This is a genomic window from Brasilonema sennae CENA114 (assembly GCF_006968745.1).
Classification (GTDB): Bacteria; Cyanobacteriota; Cyanobacteriia; order Cyanobacteriales; family Nostocaceae; genus Brasilonema; species Brasilonema sennae.
This window is the reverse complement of the sequence record NZ_CP030118.1, coordinates 456,697-476,479: the sequence shown is the minus strand read 5'-3', so window position 1 is coordinate 476,479 and position 19,783 is coordinate 456,697. Positions and strand designations below refer to the sequence as shown.

The window sequence follows — 19,783 nt, the reverse complement described above, 5'->3', positions numbered from 1 at the left end:
TGTGGCTAATCCTTCACTGTAGAATATACTCTCCCCGTTTGGCATATTGTTGTAAGGGAGACTTTGCAGCCATTTTCAATTGAATGAAATAGAGCTTTTTGCAGACGCTGTTAGCTCATAGAAGAGTTACAGGTATTCACGACGATACTGTTTTAGCAGCACAAGTGTTCTTTCTTTTGACTTTTGACTGTGGGCACTTAATTGGCTCTTGCATAGTCTTGTCTGAACTTCGCCCCTACCAAAAAGAGCTAACACCTAACCAGAGCGACAATCATACGGTTTTTTCAATCGCCGTTACGCCCTTACAAATTGTCAAAGGGTCGTGGCATCCCGAATTTGAGGCGTTGACACCCATTTTTTAGCCTACCACAGATGTGCTCTTTAATGCAGACTTTAGATGGATACGGAATTTCAGTTCTCAACGCTCGGAATCATTGTGTGTCAAGGCTTAGGGATATTTGTAGTACATTTGGACCGGGTAAGTTCAGTCTAGTCTCAGACAAATTGCTTAGGAAATACCTTTGACAAATCTAAGAATAAATCAGGAAAATATGGTATGGCAACTGATTCGTTCGGCAGAACAATCAACTTTTTACGATAACCAAATTTTCCTTGTAAGTCTTGATAAGATTCGCTGTAGCATTCTAGGCAATAATGTACTAAATTAAATATCCAATAATCATAAATACCCGCTTGAGCATAAATCGGTAATTTCACCTCTTGGTCATATTTGAGGGAAGAATCAGCAATCTCAATTAACAGTAATATATCGGTGGGACTGGGATGAGCACTGAGATAGTCATCATCTCGATTTTGTGCAATCACAAGATCTGGTTCAGGTTCGTTGTAGTCAGGAATAATAATTGGTTGTTGTCCTCGTAGGGTTGCACGTTCCCCTACAAGTTTGTATAACTCTCGTTCTAAACGGGTTTGGCAAACAGAATGTGGTTTACCTTTCGATAGCATTGGGATAATTTCTCCGTTGATCAGCTCAACTCGATCATCCTCACTGAAAAATCCGAGTTCTGCTAAACGATCGTATTCAGAAATTGTAAAACGTTTTGCTGTGGTTATAGTCATAGCATTTTAGGAACTTCAGGACTTGAAAAAATAGAAGCTACCTATGACTTATTTTAAATTGCGCAAAATAATTCATCACAAATGCAAAAACAGCCCAACCAATACAAATCATGCTGGCACATTGGGCTGATTTTGGTGATGATGAAATTGTCCAGATTGATAAGTTTATCAATCTTTAACTGAACTAAAAGCCAATAGTCAAAAGTCAGGAACTCACGACTTATGACTCATCACAAGAACTTAAGAAGCAGTTTCCCTAGCTGCACCGGAACCTAGCTTTTTGGGAGAAACTGAGGTCTCACGACGTCCTGTCCGCAGTTTGGGCTTGGGACTGCCACGTTTTTCTCCTTCTGTGTTGTTGGTGTCGGATGAAGACCAAGAGGAGCGGGGGCGATCAGAAGACAAATCGCCGCGACGTCCTGTCCGCAGTCTGGGTTTGGGAGTTGGGGGTACAAGATCTTCTTCTGTAATGTCTGGTTCTGATTGCAGCCAAGCAGGACGGGTTTGGTCGTAAGCAATTTGCAACGCTGCTGCAGCGATCGCCTGAGCATCGTATTGTTCAATCAGCTCGCTTACCATTGGTAAAAATGAAGCTAAACGCTCACCTGCCAATGCTTCTCGCACTTGAGTTTGCAATTTTTCTATCTGCCGCGCTTCAATTTGTGTCCGTGTAGGAATCGACAGCACTTGCCAAGTCTGCCGATTATGGCGTTCAAACACTTGCTGCTTGCGTCGTTCAAAGGGCTGCACCAGAGAAATGGCTGTACCTTCTTTACCAGCTCGACCTGTACGACCAATCCGGTGAACATAGGTTTCTACGCTATCGGGTAAGTCAAAGTTAATCACGTGAGACAACTGGTCAACGTCTAAACCTCGTGCTGCAATATCCGTTGCAACGACCCACCTTACTTGACGATTGCGGAACCGTATCAATAACCGTTCCCGTGCTTGCTGCGACAAATCACCGTGATATTCATCCACACTATGACCAGCTGCTTGCAGTTGACTGGTGAGTTCTGCTGCTGTGCGTCTAGTACGAACAAAGATTAAAGCCGATTCTGGATCTTCCATTTCAAGAATGGGCTGTAATGCTTTTGCTTTTGTCCAGTGGCGCGGTACAACATAAGCTACCTGATTAATTTTGTTAGGAGCGGCTTTTGGTTGCTCAACGGTTACTGTGACGGGCGAATGTAAGAACTTGTTGACTAATTGACGAATTGAGGGAGGCATTGTTGCCGAGAATAGAGCTGTCTGACGCTCTTTGGGAGCTTGAGAGAGAATTTTCTCCACATCGTCGATAAAGCCCATGCTTAGCATTTCATCAGCTTCATCCAACACAAACCATTTCACCCGATCCAGCTTCAAACTGCCTCGATCAAGCAAGTCTATCACTCGCCCTGGCGTACCTACTACCATATGAACGCCGCGTTTGAGTTGTAACATTTGACGATCTATCGATTGACCACCGTAGATTGCTAAAACCCGCAAATCTTGGTTTGCAATAAATTGATTGATCGCATCGTGAACTTGAATAGCTAACTCACGAGTTGGTGTTAGAACCAAAGCTTGGACAGCTTTTTGAGTCACATCCACCTGATCTATAATTGGCAGTGAAAATGCTGCTGTTTTTCCTGTTCCAGTTTGGGATTGACCTACAACATCACGACCTGATAACAGGTGTGGGATTGCTTGCGCTTGGATGTTTGTTGGTGCGCTAAAGCCTAGTTTTTCTAATTGCTGAACAGACTCTTGTGAAATTCCTAAATCTGAAAACGAAAGATTCATTAATTCTCCTATATGTTCGTTTGGTTTTTTGATGAGTCATTTGTGATTTCTCAAAAGACAAAGAACCCTTAGGGTATGCCTATAACAGGTCTTTTGACGTTTAAAGTCGCGTACGCTTTGTGATGAGCGACACTCGCCAAATAGTTGAAAACCTGCCTTGGCAACGGCTGGCTCACAAATGACAACTTAGTTGGTGACAACTTGACCATAAAGGTCGTAAGCATCAGCTTTTTGGATAGCTACTGGTACGATGGTTCCTAAGCGTGCTTCTCCATAAACAAATACCTGCCCATCTACTTCTGGGGAAAACCTGCCAGAACGACCAACTAATTGTCCTGTGACAGGATTTTCTTGTTCAATCAGAACATCAACGACTTTGCCAATTTCAAGTTGATTTTTCTTTAAAGAAATCGGCTGTTGGAGTTCCATGATTACGTTCCGCCGCTCATCCATGACGAATTGAGGCAGCTGATTTGGTAGGTTGTAGGCAGGTGTTCCTTCTTCTTTTGAAAAGGTAAACACACCCACATGGTCAAACTCATGACGCTGGATGAACTGCGACAGATGCTCAAAATGTTCCTGTGTTTCTCCTGGAAAACCGACAATCAACGTCGTTCGCAGCACAGCTTTTGGTAATGTCTCTTTTATGCGTTCGATAATCCCATCGTTCACCCGTCCTTGCCAGGGACGATTCATAGCGCGGAGAATGTCTGGATGGGAATGCTGCAAGGGCAAATCCAGGTAAGGTAAGACGTTAGATGTCTCACCAATTGCTGTTATCACATCTGGGGTGAGTCCGGTTGGATAGGCATAGTGTATACGAATCCAAGGAACATTGACTTTCCCCAAAGCACGAAGTAATTCAGCTAATTTCGGCTTACCATAAATATCGATACCGTAATTGGTCGTAATTTGGGAAATCAAAATGATTTCTTGGACACCTTGACTTGCTAGCTGTTCTGCTTCGGTAACTATTGATTCTATGGTACGCGATCGCTGGTTCCCCCGCAGATGAGGAATTATGCAAAAAGCACATCGGTAATCACAACCTTCGGCAACTCGTAGGTAAGCGACTCCTTCTGTTGTGGTGCGGTACCGGGGTGTGGTCTCATCAGCAATGTAGGTTGGCTGTGAACTAACGAGCTTAACCCGCTTACCTTGTTCTACTTGCTGAATAACATCCACTATTTTGTGATAATCCCCGCTTCCCACCACTGCTACTGCCTCAGGCAACTCTTCCAACAACTGTTCTTGGAAGTGCTGCGCCATACAGCCTGTGATAACAATTTTTTTATCTGCTTCTGCCAGTTCTACTAAAGTTCTAACAGATTCTTCTCTTGCCGCTTCAATAAAACTACATGTATTAACTATAACATATTCTGCTAACTCTTCATTAGAATCTACGCCGTACCCTGCTTCTACTAGGAGTCCGAGCATATGTTCTGTATCTACTCTATTTTTCTCACACCCTAAGTGAGAAATTGCAATTGTTGGCTTGTCACCCATATTCACAAAAATCTTTAGGTTTTTTCATGTACTTCAACGGTTTAAGGGCTAGTTTTTTTGCTTCAAACACCATGAGGTTGGTTAAAACCTCCTAACTTTGCTATGACTTTCTAGTTATATACAGCCTCAGGCAGCTATGACCACGAGGAAGATAGAGTTCATGCTATGATAGCTCTATTAATCTGTTGGTCAAGGGAAAATAAGCAACAGTTTGATAAGTTTGACACTAGTCGTTAATCTTTGTTTATAAATTGCCTGTTGGTATTTTACATTACCGCTACGTGTGTGTTGTTAGTTTACCTCTTGGGAAGCCACTCTCGATTTGGAAATTGGTCAGGTTAATGAGAATTATCGCTCATCTCCCCAAAACCAACAGTGTGTGGCGCTTTTGGAGAAGTCGCTACCCTGAGGAAAATAGCGCGTTAACGCCTGCATAACGGTAATGCTACCCCTGTTTTCAGGCAATGCCTGAAACAAGTGATATGCGAGATGCCTTATCCACGGGAAGCTGCCTCGCGTCTGGTGAGTGGCAAACTCCTCTTGCTGTGTCAACAATATCTTAACATATCTTATGGAAACTTTGCCGCCACATTCCATCCTAAGGAGGACGCAAGCGACCCCGGAGCTAAAAGAAAACAAAACACTACTGGCAAGTCGTTGGAAATGCTTGTTGGGTGCAAATAACAAATAAAATTGTTTAAGAGCTAGTTGAACAAATGGTGATCAAAAGCAAACTTAAATAATTAGTAGTGAATTATGAGTCAATAGTCAATAGTCAATAGTCACCAGTGATAATAACAAATGATGAATGACTAAGGACTGATGACTCCGCAAAGCGGGTTAAAAACGTGGACTTATATCAGCTATTTAAAACCCGAACACCAATTATAGGCGTAGTTCACCTACTACCGTTACCTACTTCGCCCCGTTGGGGAGGTAGCCTCAAAGCAGTCGTTGACCGTGCCGAGCAAGAAGCAACAGCCCTGGCAAGTGGAGGGGTTGACGGTATTATTGTAGAGAATTTTTTCGACGCGCCGTTTCCCAAAAACCAGGTCGATCCAGCAGTTGTGAGTGCCATGACTATGTTGGTACAGCGGATACAAAATATGGTAACGCTGCCTGTAGGTATAAATGTTTTACGGAACGACGCTAGGAGTGCAATGGCGATCGCCAGCTGTGTCAGAGCGCAATTTATCCGTGTTAATGTCCTGACAGGTGTCATGGCAACCGACCAGGGCATTATTGAGGGAGAAGCTTATCAACTCCTGCGCTATCGGCGGGAGTTAGGCAGCGATGTCAAAATTTTTGCGGATGTGTTGGTCAAGCACGCTCGTCCGTTGAGTGCTGTGAATCTCACCACAGCAGTGCAAGACACCATTGAGCGCGGTTTAGCAGATGCGGTGATTATATCTGGCTGGGCGACGGGTCATCCTACAAGCCCAGAAGATTTGGAATTGGCATCTTCTGCTGCTAGCGGCACTCCAGTGTTTATTGGTAGTGGAGCAAGTTTAGAAAACATTGCTACACTGATACAGGCGGCAGATGGTGTCATTGTTTCCAGTGCTTTGAAACGCCACGGTCGTCGTGAGCAACCTATAGATCCAAATCGAGTCAGTCAATTTGTGGAAGCTGCACGTAAAGGTTGGAACTCAAAAGGTGAAACCAAATCAATTTCCGAGCTAAAGCTACACTCGTAACTGAGGAATGGGGAATTGGGAATCGGGAGACAAGTAGTAGTTACTAGTAACTTAAGAACTAATAAGTAAAAAACTAATGACTAGCAACCAACAACTCATAAATTCCAATTTCCCATTTCCAAATCCTAGTCTGTTATTTTCAATTCTTTATTGCAGTTTATGAGTCGCCGTCGTTCTATTCCCTGGATTCATAAAAAATCGCGGATATTAATTGCCGCGATCGCATCTTGTGGCGCATTAACAACAGCTTATCTGACTGTCGTTAAGTTAACACAAGGATCTGCCGCTTGCCCCACCAATAGTTGTGATTTAGTACTTGCTAGCCCTTATGCCACAGTTTTGGGGCTACCTCTAGCTTTGTTTGGCTTCCTAGCTTACGCCAGCATGGCTGTCTTCGCTTTGCTTCCTTTGAGAGTTGATGCAGCAAAAAATAAAGATACTCGGACAAAGTTGGAAAACGTGACATGGTTGTTGCTTTTGGCAGGTGCGATCGCCATGTCTATCTTTAGCGGCTACTTAATGTATCTGCTATTTTTCACAATCAAAGCACTTTGTCTGTACTGTCTTGCTTCGGCTGTATTCTCCCTGACTTTGTTAGTGCTAACTATCATTGGTCGCACATGGGATGATATTGGGCAAATTTTCTTTACTGCCATTATTGTTGGCATGGTGACGCTCATTGGGACTTTAGGCGTTTATGCCAATGTAAATAACCCTAATGCTAGAACTGGATCAAATGGAGTTAGCTTAGAACCAAGCGGACAGCCAACAGCCGGTGTTGGTTGGGCGATCACCACAACTTCTGGTGAAGCAGAAATTGAGTTAGCACGTCACTTAACCAAAATTGGTGCTAAAGAATACGTAGCTTGGTGGTGTCCTCATTGCCACGAACAAAAGCAACTGTTCGGTAAACAGGCGTATCCAGAAATTCAAAAAATTGAGTGTGATCCCCAAGGCAAAGACGCTCGTCCAGATTTGTGCAAAGCTGCTGGCATTCAAGGCTTTCCTACTTGGCAAATTAACGGTAAATTATATTCCAATGTACAGCCATTAGAGAAATTAGCTCAAATTTCTGGTTATCAAGGTCCACGCAATTTTAACAATTTTCCTGGTGCTTTTAAGTAGTCGCGCCCTCGTCCCCCGCTATAGTAGTACTCTACTTAGCGCAAAGTCTGCCGGGGGAAGCAACCCAAGCGGCGAGCTTTAGGGGATATAAGGCGGGGAATGACGAAGGCATCGCCGACCTAAGTTGATCCTGGATCAACTGGGGAAGGGATGTCTGAGGAAATGAGTATACCGAACGGAACAGCGGCAAATGAGACAGGAAGCCCCACTATACCGCTTGCGGTTGGTGGTGGGTACTTCACGTAGTTTTCAGTTGCTCAAGTAACCCACCCTGGCTTAGTTGCCTCAGGATGGGTTATACCAATTCAAAATTCAATCCGGAAGAAAGCCGAGACGAAACTTGGGTTTGGGAGTGTGTATCTGTCGCATTCTTTTTTCAAATTGGTATTACTTTACTCCCTCAAAACTGGAGATTTCCACCAGTTGTTTTGTTGTATAAGCGTGTGGACTTGCCAGTCAGGGTCTAGTTGAGGGTAATCTAGGCGGTAATGTCCTCCCCGGCTTTCAGTTCTAAAGGCAGCGCTTTTAAGAATTAAAACACCGATATCCAGTAAATTGCCAGTTTCCGCCCACAACCGCAATTGGCGTTCAACGTCAGGTATCTCTAAACGAGCTGACTCTGTGGGACGCAAAGACAGCAAAAATTGACTCACAGGCAAAGAAATATAATCTTGCTGCCAAGACTCAAGAGTTGCGATCGCGCTTTCCAAACCTGATTGCTCTCGGCAAATACCAGCGCTTTGCCAAAGAAGACGTGGTATTTTATCTCGCAGTACTTCTAAATGTTCTTGCTGGGGTTTCCATTCAGTTACATCGGCGCGATACTCTCGTATAGCAAGAAGTTCTGACAGGTTTGACACGCGACTCACATCTGGAGGAATCTGGAGATCTGCCATTTGTGCGCCAAATACGATACATTCGAGTAGGGAATTACTTGCAAGGCGATTTGCTCCATGTACCCCAGTACTTGTAGTTTCTCCCACTGCGTATAAACCAGGAATGTTTGTCCGGTTCATCAAATCGGTGACAATACCACCCATCCAGTAATGAGCTGCAGGGGCAACGGGAATAGGTTGTGAAAAAACATCCACACCCGAATGTTGACAAACTTTAATGATATTGGGAAAGCGGTGGCGGATTTTTTCAGCAGGAATGGGGCGCATATCTAACCACACATGAGCAGTGGCTGGATCAGTTGAAGTGCCTTGTAAATGGCTAAAAATTGCACGACTGACCACATCTCTGGGAGCAAGTTCGCCTGCTGGGTGATAATCAAAGGCGAAACGCCGTCCCTCGTCATCAACAAGATGCGCCCCTTCGCCGCGCACAGCTTCACTGATCAGAAAGCGACCTGGTTTTGTTAAAGCAGTGGGGTGGAATTGGACAAATTCCAAATCCCTGAGAATTGCCCCAGCACGCCATGCGATCGCCACGCCATCACCTGTGCTAACAGCAGGGTTTGTGCTTTGGGCAAACACTTGACCCCCTCCACCTGTTGCCAAAACGACAGCATTTGCTCTAATCCATCTGACATGACCTTGAAAAAACAGGCTAATACCTTGACATCTGCGTGTTTTTGGTTCTAGCCATAAACTCAAAGCCAAAGCTTGCTGAATCACTTGAATGTTTTGGCGTCGCAGAACTTGGTTGGCGAGAGTAGTAGTGACTTCTCTACCTGTTGTGTCTGCAGCGTGAAGAACGCGGTTGCGGGAATGAGCAGCTTCTAAGGTTAAAGCCAACTGGCTGCCATGACGGTCAAACGCTACTCCCAAGTTTACAAGGGATTGAATGCAGCTAGGAGCAAGTTTTGCAAGAAATTCCACAGCAGGGCGATCACACAAACCTACACCCGCTTGGATTGTATCTTCAATGTGTAGAAAAGGAGAATCTTCTGGGGCGACTGCTGCAGCAATTCCACCCTGCGCCCAATCACTAGCTGAGAGAGAAACTGTTTCTTTAGTAATCAAGCCGACTTGCAACTCGGCAGGCATGCATAGTGCTGTGTATAGTCCAGCAGCACCAGCACCGACAACAATAACATCAAATTGGCTTTTAATATCTGTCTGAGGCAAAGCAGGGAGTGTGGGGAGTGGGGCAAATGGGATGAGGGAGTGAGGGAGTAGGGGAATTCCCCTTGTCTTTTATCCTCATTGTCCCTCTTCCTAAATAAACTAATTTCCACTCCCACAAAGGAGTGGATCACATAGCAGCTTGATGATCTACAAATGCGATTATCTGTAGATACCGTTGTTGAAGCGCTCGGCTCCTTCTGTGAAGGCAGGTACAACTTCTGATACGGTAAAGTGGTCTAGGTTACCTTCCAGAATTTGTTTCTGACGTTCGCTCAATCCGGCAATATCCAACACATCCTCTACTTTTTGGTAAGGAGCATTCCTGATGATTTTATTTGCAAGGGTGGGATACAGTCCTCGATACTTTTGAAAAGCTCGCACGTTGGTATTATTCAAATCAATTTTTTTACCATAAACCTCTGCAAGTTTTTCATCTGCAGGGTTGCGGAGGGTTTGAGCAGCCAGAACTGGGACTGAACGAAAAGCAGTTAGGTTCAAATCAGCTGCTTGAGCTGTTTGAGTTGTTCCCAGCCATCCTAAGCATCCCAACAACAAACTAAACACTGTTAATAAACGCACCAATCCTTTCACGATTTTTTACCTCTTTTCATCCACTAAAAATGAAATAAAAGCCTTAAGCTAAAAGCAGTCAGTGTGCAGAAAGTTCTGAGTAGGAAGTGCTGTAGACGCCACGGACACTCTCCAAGGGTGGAGAAGAATTGTAGACGGAAGTGTTCTGCGGGCGATTTTCCGTAAAGCCCGTTGGGCTTGCCGTAAACGCTTGCAGGGCAGCTATCTCTACGACTCGGTAGGCAGTTTGCCGCACTCGGTACTTTGTACTCAGAACTGATGAAGGCTGATAGCCGACAGCTTAATCAACACAGCAGTATCAGAAACTAATATACAGCGATTAATATCCACAATTCTTACCGCCGCCTAGCTTTACCAGATTTTTGCTAAAAATTATTTCCAGTCACAAAACTACTTACTCTTACTTTAACTGAGTTTGTCTTAACTAACTGTAGATGAATACGATACACGTGTATGTAAATAGTATACGTAGCTGCTCTAAAGTTGACCAGCATTAGTTACGGGATTACTAAGATTGATCATCTTGTAAAATTTTGTCAAATTTTATTGACACCAATCACTTTAATCTGAAAAGTCCAAATGATTGGTAAAAACTCTTGTGCGGGTGGCAGTGTAGGAGTGTGGCGAAATATCTCTCCCTTTTTGTCTGACTGATTTAATACTTTGTTTAACAACTCAAATAGGATTGTCATAAATTACATCCCCAAAAAAACATGATTTTTTTCTGGAAACGCAAGCGGACACGTTGAAGATATCTTTAGAACACCAATTACAAAATCAAGGAGTTTACCATGAAGAAAGTTTTAAATATCATTTATCGCTTGATTGGTCTAGAAAGCGACGAATCAAAACTTACTGATTCTTATAAATAGTCTTGGATAAGTGAGTATCAGGGTTTTTTAGGTAAATTGTTGCTTTTTATGACATTTCAATTTAAAAGTTCTAAACTTTCTTTAACTTTTTAAACCTGTCTAAGTTTTACTAATGCTTTAAGTTTAATTTAATCGAAGATTACAAGCCTTGAGATCAGAATAATCATGACTAGCACTCAAAGAACATCTGGGTGCTTTTTTGACGAGTTCTTCAACGCTTTTGCTAACCTGGAGATATAGCGTTCGTTACCCTTCCTTTGCAAATGGTTGGGTGAAAGAGGTTTTATATGGCTCATTTAAATCTGCGTCGCCCCCAAAATGTCAGTGGGGATTTTTATGTTGATACTTCGTGTATAGATTGTGATACTTGCCGGTGGATGGTTCCAGATGTGTTTACAGAAGTTGATGAACAGTCGGTGGTTTATCACCAACCACTCAATGAGGTGCAAAGATTAGCAGCACTTCAAGCTCTGTTAGCTTGTCCCACCAGTTCCATTGGTACAGTAGAAAAGCCCCAAGATGTCAAAGTTGCTCAACTGAGTTTTCCGATTCCTGTAGAGGATAATGTTTACCATTGCGGCTATCACTCGGAAAATTCCTACGGCGCTGCTAGCTACTTCATTGAACGACCGGAAGGTAATATTCTGGTTGATTCTCCCCGGTTTACTCCTCCCTTGGTGAAACGTTTGGAACAGATGGGGGGAGTTCGTTATATGTACCTGACTCACAGAGATGACGTAGCGGATCATCAAAAGTTTGCTGAGCATTTTCAGTGTCAGCGCATCCTCCACGAAGATGACATTACTTCTGGGACTCGCAATGTGGAAATTCCGCTCAGTGGAACAGAACCATTTGAGTTCGCTCCCGATATACTCATTCTTGCTGTTCCTGGACACACCAAAGGACACACTGTCTTACTTTATAAGAATAAATTTTTGTTTTCTGGCGACCATTTGGCATGGTCTGATAGTCTCAAGCAACTCATTGCTTTTCGCGATTACTGCTGGTACTCTTGGCCAGAGCAAATTAAATCTATGGGTGAACTGGTTCATTACACTTTTGAGTGGGTGCTTCCAGGTCATGGGCGTAGATATCATGCTGATGTGGAAACTATGAAAAAGCAGATGGACAAGTGTGTTGAGTGGATAGAATCGGTTGGGCGGTAGGTGTTACAACTTAAGCGTGACACCACCGCCCGACTCTGTGCTTTAGCTAGACAACACTTTTCCTAGAGCACTAATTGACGGTGCAAAGAAGTAGCCGCCACCCGTCGGAATCACCCAGTCTTCAGGAGCGGTTAACTTCTTACACTGAGAGCCACCCTGCTTATCTTCAAGGCGGATAAAGAAAGTTCGTGTGCGATCGCCTCCTTCATTACTTTGACCAATGATCGGATCATGACCAAGAGGTATTTCAGGGATACCCTCACACTGGTGACCTTCAGCAGCCGTATCGCTGAAGTTCGCATTATTAACCCAAAACCGGGTTACAAACTCAAACTGGTCTACAATCGAGGTCTGATAAGCCAAGAAGTGCAAACCGCGATCAACAAAGTTTGGATCTTGCTGTGGATTATCTGGGGTTGAAGGAGATACAGGACCATAAGGAATACCCCGACGCAGCAAGCGACGCTTTTGGGTAGTCACTTCACTAGTATCAATAATCTCTTGCTCGGTTTCCCCTGTTCCTCCTGGTGTTTTGTCGTTGCGTGGATAGGTTTTGCGGGTATGGGCAATAAATGGACAGCGAATACCAGTCGCATCCTTGGAAGGGGGAACAACGTCGTTCTTGAATCCTTTCTCATCTGGTGCATCTTCGCCGTTGAATTCAAAATCATTGTTGGCGAGCTCATCATCACCTAAACTTGGGTTATCTTTTTCAGGTGTGCGGACAGTAGGAGCACCACTAGGCCAACGACCAACCAGCTTCGCGCTGACCTTTCTGGGGTTGGTGTCTAAGTCTTCAGCAGTATCCTTGAGAAATTCATGGAACTTGAACACATCTTGACGTAACCGGCGGAACACAAGGTAAGAGCCATCATCTGCCCAGCTAGGTCCTGCCGATACCACCTCACCCTTGCTATCATCCAAGGTCTTGGCACTCCCATCCTGACCCTCATAGCCAAAAACAAACTCTCCTGACCAGAGAAGATCCTGCCCTGGTTTGCCTTGGTTCGGATCCTCTGGATTTTCCCGAGGAGTGAGAACGTCTTTGGGATCATCAGAAACCCTACCACGAATACCAGGTTGTGAGAGTCCATCTAAGTTGCCGAAGTGCTCATGTCCTGAAAGGGGCGGGGGTAAAGTAGCACCCTCTTCAATAAAAGTGATTTTGGCACCGCTCCCTTTTGGGAATGTCACAATGCTTTCTACAATCCGCGCGACTTCTGCCTGCAAGTCGCTATGCTCATCGCTCGCAACAATGAAAACCACGTCAACTTTGCCGTTGTCTGGTCCACCCACAACCCAGCCTATGGGTTTGCCGTCCTTATCCACTGGGTCGTTCAGTTGAGCGGCGCGTGCTGCTAGACCAGATTTAAATGCTTCATCTGTGAAAGCATCAGCATCGTTAGTTAGTTTCTTTAGTCCCTCAAAAGAGAAGGCTACATTGACCCAGGTTGCTTTAACACTGCCTTCACGACCCCGCCGTTTTCGAGTGGCTTTGAATATGCGGTTAAAGGCAATCACTTCTGACGCAGTGGCAATGAACTGAATCTGCGTCTTGAGCCATTGCTTGAAGGCACAAGCATTTTCAATTTCTAGAAAGAGGAGTGTCTGTAAGTCTTTATTGAAGCCACCCAAAATGTTGCCTTGAATATTGTTCACACGGAGAACTGGTTCATCGGGCGTAGGTGGGCGCATTTTGCTTAGGAGTTGACCCGCCAAAGGAGGAGGGGTGGGTGCTTCACGAATGATTTGTTGAGTCATAATGCAAGTCCTCTTTTTAAGTTAAGCAAGTTATTTAGAACTTAGGCATTGACAAATTTTGTTGTATGCATTAAGAGCTACCTAAGTGGCTAAATAAAAGTTAAGCCTTTTGAACTTTCCTTCTATTTGTAATAAATGCAAGCAAAATTAACTTATGCACTTTTGTGAGAAATAAGTAATACCATTTCACGAAATCCCTGATACAAATGATTGGTTTATAATTCTTTCCCCCTGCTCGGGTGCCCCCTGCTTCCTGCCCCCCATTTGTATCAACCTTAAAGTGAAAGGGTATAAGTCGGCGCAAAGAATACGCGACTAAACCCATGACTCATTCCTTCATAACGATAGATGGAAGCAATCCCCAATGTTCAGTTCTTCTTCTGTGAGTCCAGTGGTCGTGAAATTTTCACCAAATATGCCTAATGGCAGATCAGTACCAGGTAATTCACCTTGCCAGTAACGTAATGCTCGAAGGTGATATGATTTTAGTTGATTTTAATTATGCAAAGAATTATAAGCTTCATTGAGTTTGGTGGCTGATTCTTCTAATAAGCGTTGTTCATGAGCATTTCTTGATAACAGCAGTTGGCGCTCAATACCTGTTGAGCCAATGATACATGGAAGTCCAAGAACAACTTCACTGCCAACTCCATAGTTAGAATCTGCTCTGGCCGATACTGGAAATATCTGCTTTTCATCTCGCAGAATGGTATCAACTAACTGACAAACTACTATTGATATACCATAGCTTGTATTTCCTTTGCGTTCAAAAATGTTATAGCCTCGTTTACGAGTTAACTGTGCGTACTCTTGCTGAATTTGTTCTAGCGTTGTTCCTTGTGGAATGGGAAATTCAATTAACGAAATTCCCCCAATAAATGCACTAGACCAAACGACAAATTCACTGTCTCCATGCTCTCCAATCACATAAGCATGAACGTCTTGTTTGGCAATATTTAGTCGCTTTCCAAGTTGATATCTCAGTCTAGCAGTATCAAGAACGGTTCCCGAACCGAAAATTAGGTTTTCTGCTCTGGTGGAAGTAGCGATTGCAATCCGTGTGAGTACATCCACTGGATTGCTAACGATAAGTACGATTGAATTTGGTGCAACTCGATCCAATTCTTTTATTGTCGAACGTATAATCTCTGCATTGTCGCTCAATGTATCTAATCGGGTCTGTCCTTGTTTTTGCTGCACTCCAACAGTCACAATAATGATATCTGAATCAGCTAGATCTTCATACTGATTTGATGGTATGATCTCCATCTCTTTAAGTAGGGGAATGCTGTCTTCAATATCCCATGCTTGCCCCTCAGCTTTTGATAAGGTTCGGTCAAAAAGGACGACCCTTACACATTTACCGAGTAGGACTAAAGCATTTGCAACCTCTGCACCTACATTACCTGCACCAATAATACCGATTTTAGATGTTTTACTAATCATGCTATATCTACTTTTTTGTAACTAACGCAATGGGTTAATGTTACTATAAAACTAATCCTTTCGAGTCAAGATTATTGAAGGGATGACTTCGTTTTCAAGAGTGGATTATCTTTGTGAACAACTTTTTAATTTGCAGCCTTTAAATGCTCTTGTGCTACAAGTTGGTCAGTCATTCACTGCTCGAGTCACTTGTTTTAAAACTAACAAGGGTTGAATGTACTTTATTAGCTCGTCATGATCAAGGATATGCCGATCCTTGGTTAATCCTCACCGATTTACTACCAGAAGATACGGATGCTTGCTGGTATGCAATGCGTTGTTGGATTGAGTGTCTGTTTAAAGATGGTAAACGCGGCGGTTTTTGTTGGCATCGTACCAAGATTACTGACCCAAAACGTGCCCAACGACATTGGTTAGCGATGGGTGTTGCAACTCTGTGGCAAGGAGCGCGTTGGTGGGGAAGTTGATGCCAATCTACCCATTAGATGTGCTTATCAGCATAGCGCACAACATAGTAATCTTGTCCGCATTCCCGGCAGAAAACAAGGGGATAAAGTAGGCAGTTGTCTGTGGTTGTATATTGACCTTCAAGAGTGAAATGTCGTTTCTTTGATAAGTCCTTGGGCTGCAATTGCTGTCTCCTTACAACTTGGAAAACAATATATTTAACCCTTCGGTCATCGTGGGATGAGTCAAAATACCATCGCGCAGAACGGTGTAGGGCATATGAGCTTGCATCACCATCTGCACCGTTGAAATCACTTCACCTGCTTCATGACACAACAGGGAACACCCTAGAATATGACCTGTATCTGTATCTACGATCGCCTTCAGAAGTCCATCGGTTTGACCGAGTGTTTTCGCTCTAGGAACGGCTGACGCATCCACCTTCGCCACGCGGATAGCATATCCTTGTTGCCGTGCTTCAGTTTCAGTCAAACCCACATGAGCGAGTTCTGGATTGATGAACAGACAGGATGGAACCAATCGATCCCGTGTACTACGGTTGCCCCCATCAATTAAATTAGCTTTGAGAATGCGATAATCATCGAGCGATATATGAGTGTATTGCGGGCCGCCGTTGATGTCGCCTAACGCCCAAATCCCCGGAATGTTCGTCTCTAAGCGATCATTGACTTGAATAAATCCGCGTGTATTGATTGCCACACCAGCAGCAGCTAAATTTAAGCTATCGGTATTGGGCGCACGACCAACGGCGACGAGCAAATGCGACCCCTGGAGGGTGATTTCACGATCAGCAACTTGGATTTGAAGGATGGTTTCATTACCAGTGTAATCGACCCTCAACACCTTTGCCTTCAGCAAGAATTCAATACCATCTTGTTCCAGCAATGTTTGAACTGCGATCGCTATATCTGGATCTTGCTGTGACAGGATTTGCTCACTTTGCCCAATGACAGTAACGCGAGAGCCAAAGCGCCGAAACATCTGGGCAAACTCTAAACCAATATAGCCACTACCGAGAACGATCAGGTGTTCAGGCAACTGTTTTAGCTCCATGATCGACTCACTTGTCAAAAACCCAGTTTCTTTGAGTCCGGGTACGGGTGGAATCAACGGTCGTGTGCCTGTATTGATAAACAACCGTTCTGCGGCAAGTAAACCAGTATTGCCTGCGGCATTTGTGACTTCGATCGTTTTAGCATCAACAAATCGTGCTGTACCAATGATCAAATTTTCACCCAGAGATCCTTCCAAATTGTGCAAATTTATTTCACGCGCAGCTAACACAACCGATCGCTTCCGTTGGATGACCGCTGCTAAATCAACGGTGGGTTGATTGGTCTTCACGCCATAAGCCGCGCTGTTCCGCACTGTATGAGCGACCTCCGCGCTTGCCACCATCGTTTTAGTGGGAATACAGGCGATGTTAATGCAACCACCCCCAATCATGGTTAAGCTACGTTCTACCAGAGCGATTTTTCGTCCATTCGCAGCTAATGCAGGTGCCAGTGTTTTACCCGCTTTGCCGCCGCCAATCACAATGTCATCGTAGTATTCACTGTTCATTTATGTCTCCTCATGTTTCTCTGTCCTCTGTGAAACTGTCCTCCGTCAGACGATTGGCGACAATACAGCCTGCCTCTGCACCAATTACAATGTAGTCATAACCCTACTGAGCATAGGTTGGTAAAGTCTGGCTCATTCGGTTCAGATTACTGGCGATCGCTTTCATCGTCATAAAGGTGGAACTGAACGCGATTAATTGTTCGAGGGGATAGCTTCGACTTTCAACTCGCCGCCTCAAAAGGTGCTGTTCAATCGATTCAATTTCCCGGACTAAGGATGATCCCTGAGAGAATTGCGGGAGCATTGGAGCGGTAATCATTGCCGATAGTTGATTAAACGCATCGACCGTTTGCTGGGCGATCGCCTGGAGTTCTGATAAATACTGTTGTCGAATCGCATCGGGCATCGGTTGTTGCAATTCATCTGCCAATGTTCCAAGTTGGGCAAAAAGCGTTTGTTCGTAACCCAGCAAGAAATTCCAAAGATTTTTATGCTTGGTTGCCAATCCACCCGAACCTTGCTCAAGACCCGCAACCTTTAAACCCATTGGATGTTGAGCAATCGTCTTTGCAAGGGTTGCTTTCAGTTGAGTGATTTCTAGGGATGGGGTTGCACCCTGAAGATAAGTTGTTAACAGAGATTGATAGAGCTGTCCAAGTTGCTTAAAGGTTTGAGCAAAACTCTTTTCTAATCCATTTGCAGCAGAGCCACCCATGAATACGGTTGTAATCAATAAAGCAATCAACACGCCACAGGGAATGGCAATTACCACCGCTGCTAGTCCCTCATAAAAGAAAGGGAAAATGTCTTTTCCGAGCCAATCGGCTGCAATAATGGCACCCACACGAGCAATCGGGGTAAATCCCAATAAGGCACAGCAGACATAAATAAAAAAGTAAACCACACAGCAGGTGATAGGATTATAGCCAAAGGAAATAGCCAGGAGATAGATCAAGAAAAGGCTGATCCAGAAACAAATGACGGCAGCTAGACTGAGCGCGATCGCCCTTCCCCGTGTCGGTTGAACGAGTATTGTAATTAGGGCAACAATAATAACTTCAGCCCCTGTCTCATATGCAGAAGGATAGGGGAAATCGATATGGTGAACAATGGCGATTACCATTCCGATCGCAATGCCCATACCAACAATTTCGATCGCCCGCTTCATCGATATAGACGTGCGCTTCGGGAAGGTCAAGAGTTTCCTTCGCTGATGGGTTGCAGCAACATTCGCTTTATAGAGCAGTCGATTTTGCAGCGATCGCAACTCCTGGGTAAATTGGATCAGAAGCTGGAGCAATTGAAAGAATCGCAATGTTTCTGAAATGTTGTATTCGCCAATTTCTCCGGTGGAGCGCAGGTGATTAAGTTTATCTTTGATAATGGCTAAGTCTTGCTCTAGTTCAGAAAGATCAGGATTAAAAGAATGGGACGTATTGGCGATCTGCGCTTCGCTCTTTACTCGCTGCGCTAACGTGCTTAACTCATCACAGCTTTTTTCCAGATGTTGAGCAAACTGATTTAATTCAACCCTAAACTGACGAGCTAACGTTTGCTCATTTTGATCGGCAAGAGCCAGCATATCTGCCAATTGGCGGGAAAGCTGGCTTTGACTGGTTAAAATTGCACTCCAATTCTCCTCCGTTAGCGTCTGACTCTGAAATTCATAAGCAGCTTTTGTCAAAGTTGTCAAGCTGGCTTGTGTGGTTTTTGTCAGCCGACTGAGTAGCGAGGCTGGCGGCACAAAGGCGGGAAGAACAGGAGTATGATTATTTTCGGTATTCTCCAACTGGGGAGACATGGCATACTGATTCACAATTAAGTGAAACAAATGAGGTACACCCTGCAAAAACTGTTTCAAGTTTCTGGTTAACTCAGTGCGAGTATCCTGTCGCCAAAACAGCAGGGTTACGGCAATTCCCACCGCAACGCCAATCCAGTTATCAATCAAACGTGATTTGAGGTACAGCCATATATTTTGCTGATCTGATGTCCCAACTGATCTCATTGCAATCAGCACTCCCAGCAATGTTGCTTGAGAATAGGCTGCCTGCCAGCGATAGGTTTCACAAATTAAGGCAGATAGGATGTAAGTAATCGGCGGAATGATAAATAAGCCTGAGCCATAAAGACCAAATGAATTCACTAAGACAGCAGCGATGAATCCGCCCAAGGCACTGCCGCCGACTCGTCCCAGACCCGCGATGATTGCGCCCCCTGCGGCGGGTTCAATCAGAACGGAGACATAGCCAAAAACGGGATAAACATAGTTATCTAATACATCTGCCCGATGCCAGAAAAAGCTACCCAGTAGGGCAGCACCAAGTGAAAATTTCAATCCCTGTTTGATGATCGTTGAGTACTGAGTATCCAAAGAATTTGCTTCTCCTCTAAACTTCAGCCGGAAATGTGACCCATCGTTTTCGAGGTTGTAGGACGCGATCTTTTATTTACTCGTTGATTGCGCGTTCAACAGAATAGAGAAGTAGCGCAAAAAACGCGACCAACCAGAACCAAAGCTGGGGTGGCTCACTAAAGACCATCAAGATAAACACGATCGCGGCTGCAATTACCCACCACTTCAGCCACCAAGCCCACCACTTCGCCCGTCTATTAGAATGTTGCATAGCATTCGGCTCCAATTAAAAATT

At 44.3% G+C, this 19,783-nt stretch carries 17 protein-coding genes; 4 read left to right on the top strand and 13 right to left on the bottom strand.

What is annotated here, in order from left to right:
• Window positions 1–495 precede the first annotated feature (495 nt).
• The 3 genes from DP114_RS01945 to rimO form a co-directional block, all read right to left on the bottom strand.
• Window positions 496–1,080 carry a Uma2 family endonuclease gene (locus DP114_RS01945; protein ID WP_171975309.1) on the bottom strand — a complete coding sequence of 195 codons (585 nt, stop codon included), beginning with the start codon at window positions 1,078–1,080 and terminating at the stop codon, window positions 496–498.
• Between the two features lie 240 nt (window positions 1,081–1,320).
• Window positions 1,321–2,865 (bottom strand): DEAD/DEAH box helicase, encoded by a 1,545-nt coding sequence (locus tag DP114_RS01940; RefSeq protein ID WP_171975308.1) that lies wholly within the window; start codon window positions 2,863–2,865, stop codon window positions 1,321–1,323.
• 186 nt (window positions 2,866–3,051) lie between these two features.
• A complete protein-coding gene (gene rimO / locus DP114_RS01935) occupies window positions 3,052–4,371 on the bottom strand; it encodes a 30S ribosomal protein S12 methylthiotransferase RimO (protein WP_169265117.1) in 1,320 nt (439 codons plus the stop codon).
• Between the two features lie 848 nt (window positions 4,372–5,219).
• Here rimO and btpA point away from each other — a divergent pair.
• Window positions 5,220–6,068 (top strand): photosystem I biogenesis protein BtpA, encoded by an 849-nt coding sequence (gene btpA / locus DP114_RS01930; RefSeq protein ID WP_169265118.1) that lies wholly within the window; start codon window positions 5,220–5,222, stop codon window positions 6,066–6,068.
• 159 nt (window positions 6,069–6,227) lie between these two features.
• Window positions 6,228–7,193, top strand: coding sequence for a vitamin K epoxide reductase family protein (locus DP114_RS01925; RefSeq protein ID WP_169265119.1), 966 nt, complete (start codon window positions 6,228–6,230; stop codon window positions 7,191–7,193).
• Window positions 7,194–7,585: 392 nt separating this feature from the next.
• Here DP114_RS01925 and nadB read toward each other — a convergent pair whose 3' ends face one another.
• The 4 genes from nadB to DP114_RS01905 all read right to left on the bottom strand — a co-directional run bounded on the left by nadB (window position 7,586) and on the right by DP114_RS01905 (window position 10,548).
• On the bottom strand, window positions 7,586–9,265 hold the full coding sequence (gene nadB, locus DP114_RS01920) for an L-aspartate oxidase (RefSeq protein ID WP_171975307.1): 1,680 nt from the start codon (window positions 9,263–9,265) through the stop codon (window positions 7,586–7,588).
• A 159-nt stretch (window positions 9,266–9,424) separates the two neighbouring features.
• Window positions 9,425–9,856 (bottom strand): photosystem II complex extrinsic protein PsbU, encoded by a 432-nt coding sequence (gene psbU, locus DP114_RS01915; protein ID WP_169265121.1) that lies wholly within the window; start codon window positions 9,854–9,856, stop codon window positions 9,425–9,427.
• A gap of 58 nt (window positions 9,857–9,914) precedes the next feature.
• The gene (locus DP114_RS01910; RefSeq protein WP_169265122.1) at window positions 9,915–10,091 is read right to left on the bottom strand and encodes a hypothetical protein; all 177 of its coding nucleotides are present in this window, start codon (window positions 10,089–10,091) and stop codon (window positions 9,915–9,917) included.
• Between the two features lie 301 nt (window positions 10,092–10,392).
• The gene (locus DP114_RS01905) at window positions 10,393–10,548 is read right to left on the bottom strand and encodes a hypothetical protein (RefSeq protein ID WP_171975306.1); all 156 of its coding nucleotides are present in this window, start codon (window positions 10,546–10,548) and stop codon (window positions 10,393–10,395) included.
• A gap of 467 nt (window positions 10,549–11,015) precedes the next feature.
• Here DP114_RS01905 and DP114_RS01900 point away from each other — a divergent pair, with 467 nt between their 5' ends.
• Complete coding sequence (locus DP114_RS01900) at window positions 11,016–11,894, top strand: MBL fold metallo-hydrolase (protein ID WP_171975305.1); 879 nt, start codon at window positions 11,016–11,018, stop codon at window positions 11,892–11,894.
• A gap of 42 nt (window positions 11,895–11,936) precedes the next feature.
• Here DP114_RS01900 and DP114_RS01895 read toward each other — a convergent pair whose 3' ends face one another.
• The 3 genes from DP114_RS01895 to DP114_RS01885 all read right to left on the bottom strand — a co-directional run bounded on the left by DP114_RS01895 (window position 11,937) and on the right by DP114_RS01885 (window position 15,101).
• Window positions 11,937–13,655, bottom strand: a complete 1,719-nt coding sequence (locus tag DP114_RS01895; RefSeq protein ID WP_171975304.1) for a Dyp-type peroxidase — start codon at window positions 13,653–13,655, stop codon at window positions 11,937–11,939.
• 336 nt (window positions 13,656–13,991) lie between these two features.
• Window positions 13,992–14,084, bottom strand: a complete 93-nt coding sequence (locus DP114_RS01890; RefSeq protein ID WP_246163476.1) for an MOSC domain-containing protein — start codon at window positions 14,082–14,084, stop codon at window positions 13,992–13,994.
• A gap of 66 nt (window positions 14,085–14,150) precedes the next feature.
• Window positions 14,151–15,101, bottom strand: coding sequence for an L-lactate dehydrogenase (locus tag DP114_RS01885; protein ID WP_171975303.1), 951 nt, complete (start codon window positions 15,099–15,101; stop codon window positions 14,151–14,153).
• Window positions 15,102–15,244: 143 nt separating this feature from the next.
• Between DP114_RS01885 and DP114_RS34255 the strand changes: the two genes are divergently transcribed.
• Complete coding sequence (locus tag DP114_RS34255; RefSeq protein WP_216669963.1) at window positions 15,245–15,568, top strand: hypothetical protein; 324 nt, start codon at window positions 15,245–15,247, stop codon at window positions 15,566–15,568.
• Window positions 15,569–15,743: 175 nt separating this feature from the next.
• On the opposite strand, the gene DP114_RS01875 is transcribed toward DP114_RS34255, so the two are convergent.
• The 3 genes from DP114_RS01875 to DP114_RS01865 all read right to left on the bottom strand — a co-directional run bounded on the left by DP114_RS01875 (window position 15,744) and on the right by DP114_RS01865 (window position 19,759).
• Window positions 15,744–17,132: a mercuric reductase gene (locus tag DP114_RS01875; RefSeq protein WP_171975302.1), complete on the bottom strand. Its 1,389-nt coding sequence runs from the start codon at window positions 17,130–17,132 to the stop codon at window positions 15,744–15,746.
• Window positions 17,133–17,235: 103 nt separating this feature from the next.
• Window positions 17,236–19,506: an aromatic acid exporter family protein gene (locus DP114_RS01870; RefSeq protein ID WP_216669962.1), complete on the bottom strand. Its 2,271-nt coding sequence runs from the start codon at window positions 19,504–19,506 to the stop codon at window positions 17,236–17,238.
• Between the two features lie 76 nt (window positions 19,507–19,582).
• Complete coding sequence (locus tag DP114_RS01865; protein ID WP_169265128.1) at window positions 19,583–19,759, bottom strand: hypothetical protein; 177 nt, start codon at window positions 19,757–19,759, stop codon at window positions 19,583–19,585.
• Between the last annotated feature and the right edge of the window lie 24 nt (window positions 19,760–19,783).